Raw genomic sequence first — 16,940 nt, forward strand, 5'->3', positions numbered from 1 at the left:
ATCATTCACTATTGATTATTATCTTCTTCACAAAAACTTGCTTATCAATGTTAAATTTTAAAAAATAGCTTCCTGTTGGGTAGTGTTTTATGTCGAACCTGTCTTGGTGTTTGCCTACCGTTTCGATATTTTTCTGTTGTAAAATTTTACCAGTCAAATCAGACAATGAAATACTTGTATTGCTACCCTTAACTGACAAAAACTCTACAAATAATTGTTGACTTGCAGGGTTTGGGAAAACTTTTATTGTATTTTCAAGTGATTCTTCTCCAGCCAATGGGTCTAAAATAGTAACTTTTGCACTACCTGAAACATTCCCTAAACCACATGAGTTTTTCACTTCTTTAAGAAAATAAGTAGTTGACTTTGTGGGTCTTACCTCCAAAATAAAGGGGTTTTTGCTAAGCACAAATGACCTTCCATCTGATAAAGTAAAATCGGCAGGAAGGTCGCCTGTTATATTCACATTTAGTAAAGTGCTGTCTCCAACAATCATCGTTCGATCGCCACTAATGGTCGCCGCAGCCAACGAACGCACAGTTACAGTTGTTTTGGCTTTGGGTCCTTCGCAACCAAAGGCGTTAGTCTGCGAAACATAATAGGTAGAAACTCCTTCTTTTTCGGTTGATGGTATGAGTGTCGCAAATGATTTTATATCAAATTCGTTCAAAAACCACTTTAAATTTGTTCCATCGGCTACCAAAGGTGAGCTTACTTTTTGGCAATAGACAAAAGTTGGAGCAACAACAGGAGGCGAGGGTGGAGCAATGATTGTAATAGGACCAATTGGTAAACTAAATAATTGCGATTTTTTTGCTAAAACTTTCAAACGATAACCCGTGCCTACTTGAAATGTTGCCGGGATTTGGGCAGATAAAGCAAACAATGAAACTTGGGTTGGTAAGTCCACGTAATTTTTGCCGCTATTGTCCGAAATCTGTATAACTAATTGATTATCAGGCGATAATGTTCCGAGAATCGTAATACCTAATCTAATACTTTGCCCCTGACAAAGCGTTGTGGTTGTTAAAGCCTCCGTCTGTATTTGCGGTTGAATAACATTAACTATTACGCTATTACTTTTTGCACCTTCGCCACAAACATTCCTGACCGATAGAATGGAAAAAGTTGTTGTTTCATTGAGTGTTTTAGCAATTTGATATGAGTTGAAGCGAGTGTTTTTAATAGAAGTCCCGTCCGATAAGTCATACGACCAAGGGCCACTTCCGCCCAAATCAACGCTTAGATAAGTCGTTTCTCCTGCATAAATAGTTGTGTTGCTTGCAGTAATATTGGCACTTGAAAATGCCCGAATCGCAAAATTTTCGCTCACAGGACTTACCGTTTCGGGGCGAGTTGCCGTTATTCTTACCCTGTAATCATCACCTTCTGGCAGGTCGTTTGGAAGTCTAATTACCAATAGTAATCCTGTAAATTTTGATTCTATTTTTTGGTAATTCCTGCCAAATTTATCAGAAATTTCAACAAACAATTGGTTGTTGTTTTCAAATAAGCCTTCCAAATTATAAGTGATTTTGAGCGAGTCACCTACGCAATAAACTTTTTTATCTAAGGCATCAACCGTTACAAAATTGGAACTTCGGGTAGCAATTTGGTATTCCGACAAAGGCGAAAATCGTATGGCAAAAGAGGCTTGCATCTTTTGGTATTGCTGTTCAGTAAAAGCATTTCCACACCGTTGATGATACGACATTATGTTATCGACTGGCGGTGTAAAATTTTCACCATTGTTGTCTTGAAAATCGGCGGGAGAGTTTTGATTGCAATTAAAAGCATACAACAAAGGCAAGCGTTCAAAGGGGTCGGCCGAGGTATCGCAAAGTTGGTCGCCCATCGAAACGCAGTTTGAACCAGCCCCACGAGTAACCAGCTCTCGTTTCGATACGTTGGGGTTATCGCTGTCTTGAAAAGTATGAAAAAGTCCAAAATAATGACCAATCTCGTGCAGAAAGGTCTTGTTTTTTAGGTTTTCGAAGTCGTCAGAGCTTCGGTCGAAGTAAGAATAAAAAATGCGATTGCTATTTGACGATTTGTTGGGTAAAGCTGCATAACCACTCAAAATTGTTAAATCTTTAAGCGTAATACTTTTGGCAAAATATATATTTATGGCATCTTGTACGTCATATTTTCGGCGAAGTTCTGATTCATCGGCTATCTTTAAATCAGAGTATTTATTATCAACAATAGAAAAAACTTGGTTGTTATAGAGATATAATTCGACGTTGATATTCTGTAAATAAGTATTGGCATTGGCAATAATTGCCCGAATATCGCTTTCGCTCAATGCTGGCGTTGACGAATTTGTCTCTGAAAGAATATTGGCTTTCACCGCCACTTTATAACTCACTATCCGTGCTTGTTTTTGCGTAGTTTTTTGTTGGAGGAAGGTTTGGTATTGGGCAAAGGAGGCTTGTTTTTCTTGCTCGGTAGGCGAAGGCAATCCGCAGCGAAATTGTGCGAAAAGGCTTCCAACTTGCCCCAGCATGAGAAGCAATGAAATAGAAAAAAGACAAAATTTCTTCATTAATTTTATAGATTCGCTCAATATTCCATCGTGAATATACGATGGCAAATTACAAGCAAAAATTTTGCCGAAGAGATTTCTTCGTCGAAATTTTACGGTAATTCATTCGAAAGTTAATAAACTCTTTTTTTAATTTTGCAATTTCTTACAAAAAACACCTTCAATTGGGTGTTTTTGGCGACATTTTTTATTAAGTGGTTACGTGCCAAAGCTAAAAATTTTAATAAACTTGCTCAAACTTGTTTTAGGGCGAGGTAGTTTACACAAACCTATTTCAGAAAGAGACAAGAAATAGGATTTATCTTACAACTCCGTTAGATTAACGCCAATATTTTTGTATATTTCCGTGTTAACTTATCAACAGCCTCATCAATAAACCCAATGTAAATTTCAATATGAAAAAAATCTGTTTACTTTATTTTTTACTGGTCGTTATCAATACTTCATTCGCTCAAAATACGCCACCTGCATTAAATCTTATTAAAACTGAAGACTTAAAAAATGATATGAAAGGCTTGGCCGATGCCCATTTCAAGGGTCGTTCGGCTGGAACTTTAGATGAATTGAAGGCTGCCATGTGGTTGGGTGAAAAATATAGGGCAATTGGATTGAAACCTGCGGGAGACGATGGTACTTATTTTCAGTATTTTACTTTGTGGAGAAATCAAATCTCTGAACAAACAACCATCGAATTGAACAATAAGAAACTAACGCTTTGGCGAGATATTTCTATTGCTCAAATGGCAAATGTCAATCTAAATTCAACCATCACTTATTTAGGCAATGCTTTAGATATTGATACGACCGTAGATGTGAAAGGGAAAATTGTGGCGATTGAAGCAAATCCCAAAGGCATAAATTTGGATGTTTCTTTACCAACTTGGCGTTATGGTCGCTCCATTTTTGTTAAATACGGAATGCCTTTAATCAAAAGAGGTGCAAGTGCCATTATTTTTATAGCCGATGAAACCGCCGAAAATGCTTGGGCAGATGCCAACGAAAACTATAAAAGAGGCAATTATGATATTGATGGGGGTGTAAATGCCAATTTAACTACGACCGTTCCCGTTTTGTGGCTTCATCAAGAAGCAAAAAAGTATTTGCTGGGCAATACGGCGAGCCTTAAAGCCAATATTATTGTCTCAAAATATCCGTATCCTTCGGTTAATATTATTGGTAAAATTGACGGAACGGATGCCAATTTAAAAGCAGAATATTTGCTTTACAGTGGTCATACCGATGCACATGGTATCAGAAATGACATTAAAGGTGATTCCATTTGCTACGGAGCAGATGATAATGGAAGTGTTGATGTGGCAATGCTCAGTAATGCCCGAGCATTTGTGAAAAACCCTGCGAAACGTTCGGTTTTATTTGTCATTCACGGAGCGGAAGAAAGAGGTTTGTTAGGCTCAAGATATTATACTGCCCACCCAACTGTTCCGATTAATAGCATCGTTGCGGTGTTGAACGGAGACATGATTGGTAGAAATCACAGTGATAGTGCAACGGTTTTAGGGGCAATTCCTCCGCATAGAAACTCCTTAGATTTGGTAAATATGACCATGGAAGCGAATAAAGAAGGTCCAAATTTCAAATTAGATTCAAGTTGGGACGACGTAAAACATGTAGAAGGTTGGTATTTTAGAAGTGACCATCTTCCTTACGCCCGTTTGGGAATACCTTCTATTATGTACACAACGCTGCTACACCCCGACTACCACACGCAACAAGATAATATTGAAAACATAAATTATCCAAAATTGAAGAAAATGGCGGATTGGATGTACCGAACAGGTTGGAAAGTAGCCAACGCCAAAGTTCGCCCAGCTACCGATAAGAACTTTAAGTTGGAAAGATAAAAATTAAAAAAAGTCAAGTCTCTTGTTGTGACTTGACTTTTTAATCGCATTCTATTGTTAAGTATTTTACCGTTTTTTAACCTTAGTACAAGTCAAAATACTTAAACCAAAAACTTCACCCATACCGATTTTTCAAAAACAACGATATTCCAAACACCACACCCGATAAAACAAATTGCAAAATAGGCAACATTCCTACGCTCCAATTGGAGGCTTGGTCAATGCTAAAATTTGAAAAATGATGCAGACTAACACTCAGAGAAAGAAAAATAATGCAACTTATCATCACGGGTATCATTGATTTCATGAAATCTGAAACTCGGTTGTGTTTTCTCACCCAAAAAATAAGTCGTAAAGCCAAGAAAATAGGTAAAATGCAGATAATAACCTCAAAGATTAGTTTCATATTACTTCAAAAAACTTCTGATTTTAGAGGCAGTTTTCGCCAGTTCTTCCTGTGAAAGTTTTAATTTATTATTGAAATTCATGTCGCTCATGCTATTCATCGGAATCAAGTGAATGTGAGCGTGAGGAACTTCCAAACCAATGACGGCAACGCCTACACGCTTGCAAGGCACCGCTTGTCGTATGGCAGGTTCAATTTGCTTGGCAAATGCCATCAGACCTGAATAAAGTTCATCGTTGAGGTCGAATAAATAGTCAGTTTCTTGTTTTGGCACAACGAGCGTATGCCCAATAGCACACGGAAAAACATCAAGAAAAGCAAAAAACTGCTCAGTTTCTGCAATTTTATGGCAAGGAATTTCGCCTGCAATGATTTTTGAGAAGATGGAAGACATATTGAATTCTAAATTAAGAGTTCTGAATTCTGAGTTAAAAACTATCGACCTTTGTCTGTGGACTATCGACTACTATCCTAACAAATCCTTCAACGCCTCTTTGATATTTGTAAATTTATACTCGAAATTGGTTTCTTGCGAAAGCCTTTTGTTCAGCACAAAGTTACCACCAGTTACGACAATTCCCATTTCTCCGAAAACTAATTTTAATACAAAACTTGGCACGTTAGGCAGCCAAAGTGGTTTTTTCAGTACTTTTGCTGCTACACTTGTCATTTCTTCATTACGAACTGGGTTTGGCGAAACCGCATTATATGCTCCACTCATGGTTTTATCTTCAATTGCTTTGATGAAAACTCCGCAAAGGTCATCAATATGAATCCATGACATAAATTGCTTACCATTGCCCAAAGCTGCCCCAAAACCAAAGCGAATGGGTTGCACTAATTTAGGTAAAGCTCCACCTTTTTCGCTCAAAACAATGCCGATTCTGATGCTAACGATTCGTTCGGCTGAACTGATTTTTTGAGCGACAGATTCCCAAAGTTTAGTACACTTTGCCAAGAAATCATTTCCTGCTTTGCTATTTTCATCTAATTTTGTTTCGCCAGTATCGCCGCCATAATAACCAATGGCAGAGGCAGAAATGAAACCTTTCAATTTAATATTTTTTTCTTGTAAATACTTGTTTATCAACTCAATAGGCTGAATTCTTGAATTGATTATTTCTTGTTTTCGCTCGTCTGACCAACGTTTATCTGCGATTCCTTCACCTGCTAAATGAATAACATAATCAGCATTTTCTAAAGCACCCGCCTCAATAAAACCTTTCTGAATATCCCATTGGTAAACTTCCACATTTGCGGTTTTTTCTTTCCTGCGACTAAGATAAGCTACTTTATGCCCTTTTTGTAAAAGTAGTTGGGTCAACCGATGCCCAATCATTCCTGTGCCACCTGTGATTAGAATATTCATTTTATTTGAGTGTTGAGTGTAAAGTTATGAACACTTTTGGTATGGAATTGTTTGATTCTGATAATTTTGAAAAATGTTTTACTGCATAGGTTCTTTTTTCAACTTTTTGAACTTCATGCGTAAGCGATTCATAAATTCATCACCAGGATCGCTCTTAGAAGTTTGATAATTTGGGTCGGTTTCTTTCCAAATGTTTGAGCCACGAAATTTGGTATATTCGTGGTGACCGATAAGATATTCGATTTTATATTTTTTTTGTAATTGCTTGACCAACAAATAATTAGCTTTAAACTGAGCTTCAGTTAGTTTGTTGTTAGTTCCATCGCCCACATTCTCAATGCCAATGGCACAATAGTTTAGACCGATTACATGGCGGGCAAAAATTGTATCGGGCAGCAAGTGATAAACCGTTCCATCTCTATCAATTAAATAATGTGCCGAAACATTTAATCGACTTGCATTTTTTAGTTCAGCACGAGCATTTGGCAAAACAGGTGAGTTAAAAGCAAAAAAAGATTTTTCGAAAGTAGGAATAGCCGTCCAATGACAAACAATCATTTTTGGTTGAATAGTTGGTTCTTTTTGCTCAATTCCATGCCGATTTTTCATATATTCCAAAGACAAAACCCGACGAGTAGAATCCCAAATAATGGGCTTTTCAACGATTTTTAGCTTTTGTCCAAAAACTTGAAAATTGACTAAAATCAAGCAAAAAAGAAGAAACTTTAATGGTTTTTGTATCATTTTACTCGACTTTTAGAAAATAAAAACTGTGGGTTGATGTTGATTTCTACCGACTTTCAATAACTTTTTTTAGCAATTTTCTTATGTATCTCAACCGTTTTCATAAGAGCCGCCGAGCCGTACCAAGGGTGCAGCTCCATCGCTAAAGACTCCGCCTGAATGGCAGGATCGGTTTCACAAAGTTTCTGTGCTTCTTCAATTGTTTTTACATCAAAAACATAGATTCCTGCTAAATCTGTATTATCAGCAAATGGCCCTGCAACAACTAATTTCCCTTCATCAGCCAATCGTCCGATGTTTTCCATGTGAGCTTTTTGGAGTTTATTGGCAGTAACAGAGTCAATCATCCAACGTTTTCGTCCTTTTTTCAAAAAAGCCATTACATACATTTTCATACCATAATCATCAGCCCCCAATTGTTTGGCAAGTACGCTGTCAATACTTGGTTCAGCATTGTTTTTTGTAGAATTGTCATTGGCTGTTTTTGATTTTTCTGGCACAAGACAACTATAAGAAATAGATGCAATAAATATGAATAAAAACAACTGTAATGTGAATTTTTTAGTTAAAAAAGACATAATTTGATTGATTTTGTGTGAAATATTTGAGATGAATAGAGTTATTTCTTACAACCTTCAACTAAATTTTTGAAAGTTGCTAATGCTTTTTGAGCATCTTCAATGTCGTTAATAATTAAATTGATTTCGCTCGAAAAACCTGATTTGCTATCTTTAGTTTGCTTGATAAACTTCTCTTTATTGAGTGTATAAGCGGTTATACCAACTATTTTCCCCGAAACATCAATATCAATTTTCTTTGGATCGATATCATAAAGATTCCATTCTGAAATAGTCTCAACCGATTTTTTTGATTCGGCCATAGTCGAAGTAAACTTCCATTTGCACTTGTCGCTGCCATCTTGCAGAATCAATTCTTGCTTTGGATTTTCGATAGATTTCAGCTTACTCACCAACGAGTTGAAATCGCCTACTGTAACATTGCTTTTGCAGCCTTTCGAGATGGCCGGCAAGGCTTCTGCCAAATATCGAGCATCTTCGAGGTCGCCCAAAATGAAATCAATGCTATTGTCATAGTTTTGCAAAACTCCATCTTTTATATATTTGATAAATTTTTTGTTATCAATTACTTTAGCAGTGATTTTTATGACTTCTTTCGAGACCGAAAGTTTGTAATCGGACAAATCGCCAAAGTTAAATTTGAAATTTTCATCAATGGTTTTGCCTTTCACTTCTGATTTTAAATCATAACTTGTAAGACAAGTTGGAGTAATTTTTTGCGAATAATTCGATTCATTTACTTTAAAATCTTTGGTTCTGTCTTTCAAAATCTTGAACCCATCTTCTTTTGTTGCTAATTTGGGCAAGCGTACTTGTAATTCTTTTTTCGCAGCAGGAATAATTTTCTGAATCGCCATCATTAATACACTTCCATCGCTTGGCGTTTGGGCATAAAATTTTATTTCATCATCGTAGCCTTTCATACTGCTACCTTGTTGATTTCTGATGAAATCATTTTTAGCTTTGGCACTTATATAGATTTCTTTTCCGCTGATTTTTAGTTCGGCACTGCCATCGTTTAGGTCGCCCCAACTAAAATCTGATTGCATTTCGGTCGTTTTTTTACCGTCATTCTCTTCCAAATTGAGCGTTGCACGATCTTTATAGGTGCTTGATTTCTTGAGACTTTGTTTGAAAGATTGCTTTTCAGCCGTAACATCCTTAATATTTTGTTCGAGCCAAGTTTGCAATGCACTCAAATCATCTTTAGGCAATTTGATTGAACCCTCCCAAGCAATTTTTGCTGCAGCAATCGCATCTTTAAGGTTCTTTTCTACTTCACGGGCATCGTCAATATTTTCGAATAAAAGCTCAATTTTATTTTCATAATTTTGCATTTCACCGCCTTTGGTATAGCGAATCACTTTTTGATTTTTTAGCGAAGTGAGTTCAACTTTCATCTCTTTGCTTGATGCACTTCGTTTCACTTCACCCATCAAACCAAGATTAAATTCGTAGATTTCTTCGATACTTTTACCTTTCGAGTCGGTATTGGTTATAGCAATTTTGATGTCATAAGGCGTGGCATCGGCATAGCTAAGTTGCTGATTGATAGATGATTTCTCTAATTTTATTTCTTTTACGTAGCCTTTAACTTTATCAAGCGATGCTTTCAAACTTCCTTGTGCTTGTGTGAGGAATGGCAATAGTACCAAAGCGAGTTTTAATATATTTTTCATGAGAATACAATGTTTGTTTTTGACAAATTTAATGAGATAAATCGGAAAGCGGCATTACCGTTTAATAAAAAAGCGGAATTTTAATGTAATTTTGCAATATAATCTCTGTAAATTTTTTCAGAAATACATATTATTTACTAACTCACCAAATCATCATGCTCGGCGTAACGTCAGACAATAAATTGAAAAGACTCATCGTAGTAGGTGATAAAGTTTTGGTAAAGCCCAAAAACCCTTCGGATAAAACTAATACAGGACTTTATTTGCCTCCAACTGTAACCGAAAAAGAAGAAGTACAAAGCGGTTATGTCATAAAAGTTGGTCCAGGCTACCCTTTGCCAATGCCAAGCGAAGACGAACCATGGAAAGAAACCGAAGAAAAAGTGAAATATATGCCACTTCAAGCCCAAGAAGGAGATTTGGCAATTTATCTGCAACGCCACGCCATTGAAGTACAATACGAAGGTGAAAAATATGTTATTCTGCCACAAGCTTCGATATTGATGTTGGAGCGATTTGAAGATTTAATGTAATATTTGGAAAATAAACTAAAGAATTTGTGTTATTCCTTCATAAAAAAACTTAGATGAAATTTTATTCGATTTTATTTTTACTGTTTTTGAGTTGTAATGATTCAAAAAGTCAAATCATTAATCCATTAGGGACGACTGTTGAAACACGTTTCAAATTACCATCTGGTTATCAAAGAATACCCGTTTTGAATGATTCTTTTGGAGCTTTTCTTCGTGATTTTCCTTTGAAAAATGACAAATCGAAAGTGTATTTCTACAACGAAGAAGAGAAAACAAACGCTCAACAAGTGGCAGTTTTAGACATTGACCGAGGCACACGAGACCTACAACAATGTGCCGATGCTGTGATGCGTTTGCGAAGTGAATATTTGTATGCTCGAAAGCAATTTTCAGCTATTTCTTTCAAAACTTTTAGTGGAGTTTCCATGACTTATGATAAATATAAAAATGGATATCGTATTACTAATCAGGGTTTTATAAAATCAAAGTCTCCAGATACTAGTAGAGAAGGATTTAGAAAATACCAAGATATGGTATTCACGTATGCTAATACTTATACACTTGAAAAAGAGATGAAAGCAATAAAAAACTTGTCGGATTTGCAGCTCGGCGATGTTTTCATTGTCTCGAATCCAAAGAGTTATGGACACGCCATGATAGTAATGGATGTTGCCGAAAACCCACAATCAAAAGACAAAATTTTTCTTTTGGCTCAGAGTTATATGCCTGCTCAGGATATTCATATTGTTAAGAACCCAAAAGGTGGTGCTTGGTACAGTTTGAAAGACTTAAATACCGAACTTTACACGCCAGAATGGACTTTCCCATTGAATGCTTTGCATAGATTTTGAGTACCTCAATTTATATCATCATTCACAACTAAATGATATTTTCAAGGTACTTATAACCGCTACCAGTATTGAGTAGTAAAATCTCTTCCGAAGCACTAACGATACCTTTTGCCACTAATTTTTGTAGGGCTATCCACGTTGCAGCTCCTTCTGGTGAAATCAGAAGCCCTTCTAAACGGGCAATTTCTTTGACTCCTGCAATCATTTCTTGGTCACTTACAGCAATGGGTAATCCACCCGAAGCAAGCAACACCTCAAGCATTATATTTTCGGCAAAAGGATTGGGTACGGCTAAACCATTTGCAATGGAGGGCTTCCCTATGTATTTTGAACAATTGTCTTGTTTTGCTTCCCAAGTATTTACTACTGGACAACAATTTTCGGCCTGTACGGCTATCATTCTTGGAAGTTTTTCGGGCAATATCCAGCCTAAGTCAATCATTTCTTGAAAAGCCTTCCAAATACCAATAAGTCCAGTTCCACCTCCCGCAGGGTATAAAATCACATCGGGTAATTGCCAATCCAGCTGTTCGGCAATTTCGTAGCCCATGGTTTTCTTCCCTTCAATACGGTATGGCTCTTTGATGGTAGAAATATCAAAATAATTACCATTTTTTTTCAATTCAGCCACTTTTTTTCCGCAATCACTAATGAGTCCATCAACCAATATTAGGTTTGCACCGTAGAGTTCACACTCATCTTTAAACACTTTTGGCGTGTGCGTAGGCATTACCACAGTGGCTTCAATACCAGCAGCGGCACAGTAAGCCGCCATTGCTCCGCCTGCATTGCCCGCCGTTGGAATAATGCAAGATTCAACGCCAAACTCCTTGGCTTTTGAAATAGCCATGCTCAAACCTCTCGCTTTAAATGAACCTGTCGGGTTAGACGATTCATCTTTCATCAAAAGGTTTTTGTACCCGTATTTGCTTGCCAGTCTTTGGAGAGGTAAAATGGGAGTATAACCTTCGCCCAAACTCACCCGATTATTGATGTCGAATAAGGGGAGCATCTCGGCGTAACGCCACATATTTTTTTGCCTTGTTAATAAAGCCTCTTTCGGAAAATAATTTGTAAAACTGTAACGGGCAATGAGTGGACGACCACAGCAAGTTGAAATACTTGCAATTTCTGAAGGTGAATATGCTTGATTGCAGGCGTGGCACTGTAAATAAGCTATATTGCTCAATGACTCAAGGACTTTCATAATCAGTTTTTTTGTGTAAAACTAATGTCTTCTTCTTATGAAAGTGGATTCTAATATACTATACCGTATAACTATTTTAAATACTGTTTGCAGCATGTTTAATAAATAACTTGATGAGTTTATTATTTTCTTCTCCTTGCCGTTGGATAAAATAGAATTCTCGATGAATGATTAATTCGGGGATATTAATTCTGAATAACTCTCCATTTGTTATTTGCTTTTGAACCGAAATAGTTGGTAAAAATCCGATACAGTCAAATTCTAATAGAAAATTTTTGAGGGCTTCTGTGCCACCAATAATTACTTGGGTATTTAGGTCGCTTAGTTTAATATTTTCTTTTTCTAATGCCGCCGTCAGAACAGCCAACGTTCCTGAGCCTTTTTCTCGCAATGCAATTGGGGTTTCTATTAATTCTGTTATCGAAATTTGTGGTTTTTTAATCAAGCTACTCGTTGCAGAGCAAACGGCAACAATTTCATCTTTCAAGAAAAATTGGTAGTTAGCCAACGTAGTTTTATTTTTGCCTTCAATAATGCCCACGTCAATTTCGTGATTCAAGAGAGCTTTGAGGATATTTTCAGAGTTTCGGTTGATTAGCCTAAGTTTTATTTCAGGAAATGCTTTATGAAAACCAGAAAGTATTTTAGGCATGAGATAAAGAGCCACAGTTGTGCTGGCACCAATAACCAATGTCCCACGAGCGGCGGCAGTATTTTTCAGTATAGAAATATCGAACTCCAATTGACTATTGATTTCATTGGCTTTCGACAAGTATTTGAATAATATTGAGCCTTCTTCGGTTAATGAAATGGTATTACCTTTTCTCTCAAATAAAGCAATACCATATTGAGCTTCAAGATTTTTGACGTGTTTACTTACTGAAGGTTGAGAAATAAATAAGATTTCAGAGGCTTTCGAAAAACTCAAAAGTTTTGCTACTTCGTAAAAAACAAGATGACCAAAATTTAGCATTTATTTAAGGTTTTTATAGAATACGGTAGATTTTAGAATTTGATTAAAAATCTGCGTTATTTTAAAATTACCCAAAGAACGTAATTTTCATCAAAAAAAACGTAAACTTTGTATAAACACTCATAAGTTTTGCAACTATGATTTTCAGATTATATTTGTTTCTGTTTTATATTGTGGCACAACAAATTTTTGCCCAAACCCCAATCATTTCCAGCGGCAATATTTGGAAGTATTTGGATAATGGTACTGACCAAAGTACGTCTTGGCGAAATACTGGATTTAACGATGAAGCTTGGTCATCGGGTGCTTCACAATTTGGCTACGGTGATGGAGATGAAGCCACGGTTGTGAGTTATGGCGGCAATCAGAGCAATAAACATATCACTACCTATTTTCGGAAGAGTTTTTCTATCGCCACACTTTTTCCTTATTACCGACTTCGGGTCAAGCGAGATGATGGTATTGTTGTTTATATCAATGGAAATGAGGTTTTTAGAGATAACTTGGCTACCAATCAAAATTATCAAACCTTAGCTTCGTTGGCAACCGATGATGGAAACATTTGGTTAGAAACAACTATTGCAGGCACAAATTTACAAACAGGAACTAATGTAATTGCCGTAGAAGTTCATCAAACTGCCGTAACAAGCTCTGATATTTCGTTTGATTTTGAATTGTTACCTTCTAACTATACCGTGAGTCGAGGACCATATTTACAAATGGGTACTTCGAACAGTATGCAGATTCGCTGGCGAACAAACATAGGTTCTACTACCCAAGTTAATTATGGCACCAATGCTGCCAATCTTAGCAATAACGTTGTTGATGCTACACTTACAACCGAGCATATTGTCAATCTTCCAAACCTTTCTCCTAATACTCAATATTATTACTCTGTTGGCACTACAACGGAGGTTTTGCAAGCCACCGAACTGAATTATTTTATCACTGCCCCAATAATTGGTACTGAAAAGAAAACCCGTGTTTGGATAACGGGCGATTGTGGCACAGGTGCACCTACCCAAACTGCCGTAAAAGAGAAATTTCTTAATTATGTAGGCAGTCAATATATTGACTTATGGCTGCTTTTAGGCGATAATGCTTATAGTTCTGGTTTTGATTCTGAGTATCAAACGAGGTTTTTTGAGCCTTACCAAAATGACCGAATTATGAAGCAAACCGTACTTTTCCCAACGCCTGGAAACCATGATTATTACGCAACAAACACGGCACAAACCGACCATATTATGCCATATTATAGCAATTTCAGCTTGCCAAGCAATGGCGAAGTTGGTGGCGTACCGTCAGGACATAAAGAATATTATTCGTACAATTATGCCAATATTCACTTCGTAAGTTTAGATTCTTATGGTAAGGAAACCGCCAGTAATTATCGGCTTTATGATGCTACAAGTCCGCAAATCACATGGTTGAAAGCAGATTTAGCAGCCAATACCCAAAAATGGACGATTTTGTATTGGCACCACCCACCCTATACAATGGGAAGTCATACGTCTGATGGTGAGAACGAACTGAAATTTATTCGTGAAAATGTCGTGCCAATTTTGGAGCAGTATAAAGTTGATTTGGTACTTTGCGGGCATAGTCATAATTATGAGCGTTCACGTCTGATGAAAGGGCATACAGGTTTAGAGCCCACTTTCAATGTAACTCTTCATAATCCTACAACGTCGAGTGGAAAGTACGATGGCTCTACAGACTCTTGCCCCTATATCAAAACTTCTAGTTTACCCAATACAGGCATTATTTACGTGGTGGCTGGTTCTGCTGGTTGGGCAGGTGGCACACAAGCAAGTTATCCACACGATGCCATGTATTTTTCGCATACTTCTAATGGTGGTTCATTGTATTTGGAGATAGAAGCCAATCGCTTAGATGCCAAGTGGATTGCTGATGATGGCGTAATAAGAGATAAGTTTACGATGATGAAAGATGTGAACATCAAGCAGACTATTACACAAGCCACAAACCTGACAAATATCACGTTAAATGCCTCTTGGATAGGCAATTATGCTTGGCAAAGCACTAATTTCAATACCCGTAGTTTGATCGTTTCGCCCATTAATAATACCCAATATATTGTAAAAGACGGAAGTCAATGTTTGGCAGATACTTTTTTGATACAAATTACCAATCCAAATTGCCAGCCAGCATGGAATTTAACAAGTCCGATTGCCTCAAATTCACTCCTGAAATACGAAGCTGGACAAAATATCACGGCAAATAATTTGCTCAATAGCGGAGCAAATGTAAAATATAATGCCGCCAAAGCAGTTGTGCTATTGCCAGGTTTTCAAGCTCAAAATGGTGTGATTTTTATTGCCAGTATTGGCGGTTGTGCCAATGTCAATGCTCAATGGAAGTCTGATGAAAAAAGCCCGTAAAGCAGTGAGATTTAGAAATAAAGAATTGTTTTTAGTTATAAATTCCTTGATTTAATCTCTTCTTGCACCTTTTTCAAGCCACTTATATTGACAAGTAGAAGAGGTAAGAAAGCGACGGGCAAGACAGAAAAAACACTAAATCCTTGTCTGATTCCTAAAAAAACAACAGCAAATACCAAAACTATCAAGACTCCGATAAAAGCTGAAGTAGCACTTTTGAGTGTTTTTTCTTTGGCTTTGAGTTCCTCTAAACTCATTTGTGAGTAGTTGTTTTCTTTCATAAGATTGTCGATTTGATGTAGTGTTTGATTATTTTGGCTAATTTGTTTGGTATAGTATTCTTAAAACGCAATTCGTAAACGTTGATCTATAAATAAATAACACACAGAGTACTAAACGCTACCTTTTGCAAATATGCTGGTATATGCGGTGGCTATTTTTAGGCTTATTCATTTCATTTATCCATAAAAATATCTTTAGCTTGCCTTTGTATTTAAACGTTTTAATCAAACTTGATTTCGTCTGAGCCTTCTATTTTATATAATGATTTTTCAATGGGCAAAGTAAAATAAAAAGATGAACCTTCACCTTCAATACTTTCTACCCATATTTCACCATCATTTTTTTCTAAAAATCCTTTTACTAATAATAATCCTATTCCAGCTCCTTTATTTTCTTTTCTGGCTTCTGAGAGGGTTTTGATTTGTGGTTTAAAAAGTTTTTCTTGTATTTCTTTAGACATTCCAATTCCTGTGTCCTTTACTTGAATTATAATCTTGTCGTCTTTGGTTTTTGCTGAAATTGTTATTGTTCCACCTTTTTGTGTATGTCTTATTGCATTAGAAACTATGTTATGAATAATAGAAAGCAACATTTTACTATCTGCAAAAACAGATATATTCTCTTCAATTTCGTGATGAAGATTTATTGTATTTATTGAAGCGGTTTCATTTAGAGTATCAAAAACTTTCTCAATGTATTGGATCAGCTTTATTTTTGTTGGCGAAAACACGTCTGATGCGTATTTTATTCTTGCCCACTCCACTAAATAGTCCAACATATCTAACTCATCAGTGGATAATTTATAAAGGAGTGTCAGCATTTCCTGAACCACATCGGGTTCCATTTTATGAAAATTTGTTTTCAGATATTTTGCCGTTCCAATAATTGCCGAAAGTGGACTTCTTAAATCGTGTGAAAGTATTGCCAAAACACTCTCTTTGTGGGTGTTAAGTTCTTCCAGTTCTTTTACATATTTTTTTATGGCATCTTCCGATTTCTTTCTTTCGGTTAAGTCTCGGAGTATTTTAACATAGCCCAACATCTCGCCATCAATGCCAGTAAGTGGAAAAACCAGGCCATAAGCATAGAATAAACTTTTGTCTTTGGCAATGTGCCATCTATTATCTGTTGCCCTGCCTTCTTCTAAAGCTATTTCAATTTCCTTTTTCGGAATTCCATTTTTTTTATCCTCTTCTGTAAAAATGATATCAAAATGTTCTCCAATAACTTCGTCTGTTTCGTAACCAAATATTTTTGTCGAGCCAGAACTCCAGCTATTTATGATAAATTCTTTATCTAAAGTAAAAATTGAATAATCTTGTAAGCTGTCAATTATTTGGCTATAAAACTCAGCAGTTGGTATATACTTACTTTTAAGAATTTTAGGATTATCTTGCTTATTTTTCATTAGATTTAATTAATATCTATGTTGAATCGTTATGTTGTTGTGTTTACCTCCATTACAAATAACGGTTTGGCGTTGCTATGGTGGGTCACAGGAAACAT

Annotated in this window: 15 protein-coding genes; 4 read left to right on the plus strand and 11 right to left on the minus strand. The window is 36.4% G+C overall.

Annotation, left to right across the window (positions count from 1 at the left end; genetic code table 11):
- Window position 1: 1 nt before the first annotated feature.
- On the minus strand, window positions 2-2,545 hold the full coding sequence (locus tag ACH2CJ_RS09510) for a zinc-dependent metalloprotease (protein WP_394992380.1): 2,544 nt from the start codon (window positions 2,543-2,545) through the stop codon (window positions 2-4).
- Window positions 2,546-2,940: 395 nt separating this feature from the next.
- On the opposite strand from ACH2CJ_RS09510, the gene ACH2CJ_RS09515 reads away from it, so the two are divergent.
- On the plus strand, window positions 2,941-4,407 hold the full coding sequence (locus ACH2CJ_RS09515; RefSeq protein ID WP_394992382.1) for a M28 family peptidase: 1,467 nt from the start codon (window positions 2,941-2,943) through the stop codon (window positions 4,405-4,407).
- Window positions 4,408-4,522: 115 nt separating this feature from the next.
- Here ACH2CJ_RS09515 and ACH2CJ_RS09520 read toward each other — a convergent pair whose 3' ends face one another.
- The 6 genes from ACH2CJ_RS09520 to ACH2CJ_RS09545 form a co-directional block, all read right to left on the minus strand.
- Entirely contained in the window at window positions 4,523-4,813 is a 291-nt protein-coding gene (locus ACH2CJ_RS09520; RefSeq protein ID WP_394992383.1) for a hypothetical protein, read from the minus strand.
- Between the two features lies 1 nt (window position 4,814).
- Window positions 4,815-5,207 carry an HIT family protein gene (locus tag ACH2CJ_RS09525; protein WP_394992385.1) on the minus strand — a complete coding sequence of 131 codons (393 nt, stop codon included), beginning with the start codon at window positions 5,205-5,207 and terminating at the stop codon, window positions 4,815-4,817.
- A gap of 72 nt (window positions 5,208-5,279) precedes the next feature.
- Window positions 5,280-6,182, minus strand: coding sequence for a TIGR01777 family oxidoreductase (locus tag ACH2CJ_RS09530; protein ID WP_394992386.1), 903 nt, complete (start codon window positions 6,180-6,182; stop codon window positions 5,280-5,282).
- Between the two features lie 78 nt (window positions 6,183-6,260).
- Window positions 6,261-6,926, minus strand: a complete 666-nt coding sequence (locus tag ACH2CJ_RS09535; protein ID WP_394992387.1) for a peptidoglycan recognition family protein — start codon at window positions 6,924-6,926, stop codon at window positions 6,261-6,263.
- A gap of 56 nt (window positions 6,927-6,982) precedes the next feature.
- Window positions 6,983-7,504: a YciI family protein gene (locus ACH2CJ_RS09540; RefSeq protein ID WP_394992389.1), complete on the minus strand. Its 522-nt coding sequence runs from the start codon at window positions 7,502-7,504 to the stop codon at window positions 6,983-6,985.
- 41 nt (window positions 7,505-7,545) lie between these two features.
- Window positions 7,546-9,183, minus strand: coding sequence for a hypothetical protein (locus ACH2CJ_RS09545; RefSeq protein ID WP_394992390.1), 1,638 nt, complete (start codon window positions 9,181-9,183; stop codon window positions 7,546-7,548).
- Between the two features lie 155 nt (window positions 9,184-9,338).
- Here ACH2CJ_RS09545 and ACH2CJ_RS09550 point away from each other — a divergent pair, with 155 nt between their 5' ends.
- Window positions 9,339-9,716, plus strand: coding sequence for a co-chaperone GroES (locus ACH2CJ_RS09550; protein ID WP_394992391.1), 378 nt, complete (start codon window positions 9,339-9,341; stop codon window positions 9,714-9,716).
- Between the two features lie 53 nt (window positions 9,717-9,769).
- Complete coding sequence (locus tag ACH2CJ_RS09555) at window positions 9,770-10,567, plus strand: DUF4846 domain-containing protein (protein ID WP_394992393.1); 798 nt, start codon at window positions 9,770-9,772, stop codon at window positions 10,565-10,567.
- A gap of 28 nt (window positions 10,568-10,595) precedes the next feature.
- Here ACH2CJ_RS09555 and ACH2CJ_RS09560 read toward each other — a convergent pair whose 3' ends face one another.
- Both ACH2CJ_RS09560 and ACH2CJ_RS09565 read right to left on the minus strand, forming a co-directional pair.
- The gene (locus ACH2CJ_RS09560) at window positions 10,596-11,774 is read right to left on the minus strand and encodes a threonine synthase (RefSeq protein WP_394992395.1); all 1,179 of its coding nucleotides are present in this window, start codon (window positions 11,772-11,774) and stop codon (window positions 10,596-10,598) included.
- A gap of 76 nt (window positions 11,775-11,850) precedes the next feature.
- Window positions 11,851-12,747: a LysR substrate-binding domain-containing protein gene (locus tag ACH2CJ_RS09565; protein ID WP_394992396.1), complete on the minus strand. Its 897-nt coding sequence runs from the start codon at window positions 12,745-12,747 to the stop codon at window positions 11,851-11,853.
- 137 nt (window positions 12,748-12,884) lie between these two features.
- On the opposite strand from ACH2CJ_RS09565, the gene ACH2CJ_RS09570 reads away from it, so the two are divergent.
- Window positions 12,885-15,152, plus strand: a complete 2,268-nt coding sequence (locus tag ACH2CJ_RS09570; RefSeq protein WP_394992398.1) for a metallophosphoesterase — start codon at window positions 12,885-12,887, stop codon at window positions 15,150-15,152.
- 35 nt (window positions 15,153-15,187) lie between these two features.
- Here the strand turns inward: ACH2CJ_RS09570 and ACH2CJ_RS09575 are convergent, their stop codons facing one another.
- Entirely contained in the window at window positions 15,188-15,433 is a 246-nt protein-coding gene (locus ACH2CJ_RS09575) for a hypothetical protein (protein WP_394992399.1), read from the minus strand.
- Window positions 15,434-15,654: 221 nt separating this feature from the next.
- On the minus strand, window positions 15,655-16,842 hold the full coding sequence (locus ACH2CJ_RS09580) for an ATP-binding protein (protein WP_394992401.1): 1,188 nt from the start codon (window positions 16,840-16,842) through the stop codon (window positions 15,655-15,657).
- Between the last annotated feature and the right edge of the window lie 98 nt (window positions 16,843-16,940).

This window comes from Emticicia sp., from assembly GCF_043780375.1.
Classification (GTDB): domain Bacteria; phylum Bacteroidota; class Bacteroidia; order Cytophagales; family Spirosomataceae; genus Emticicia.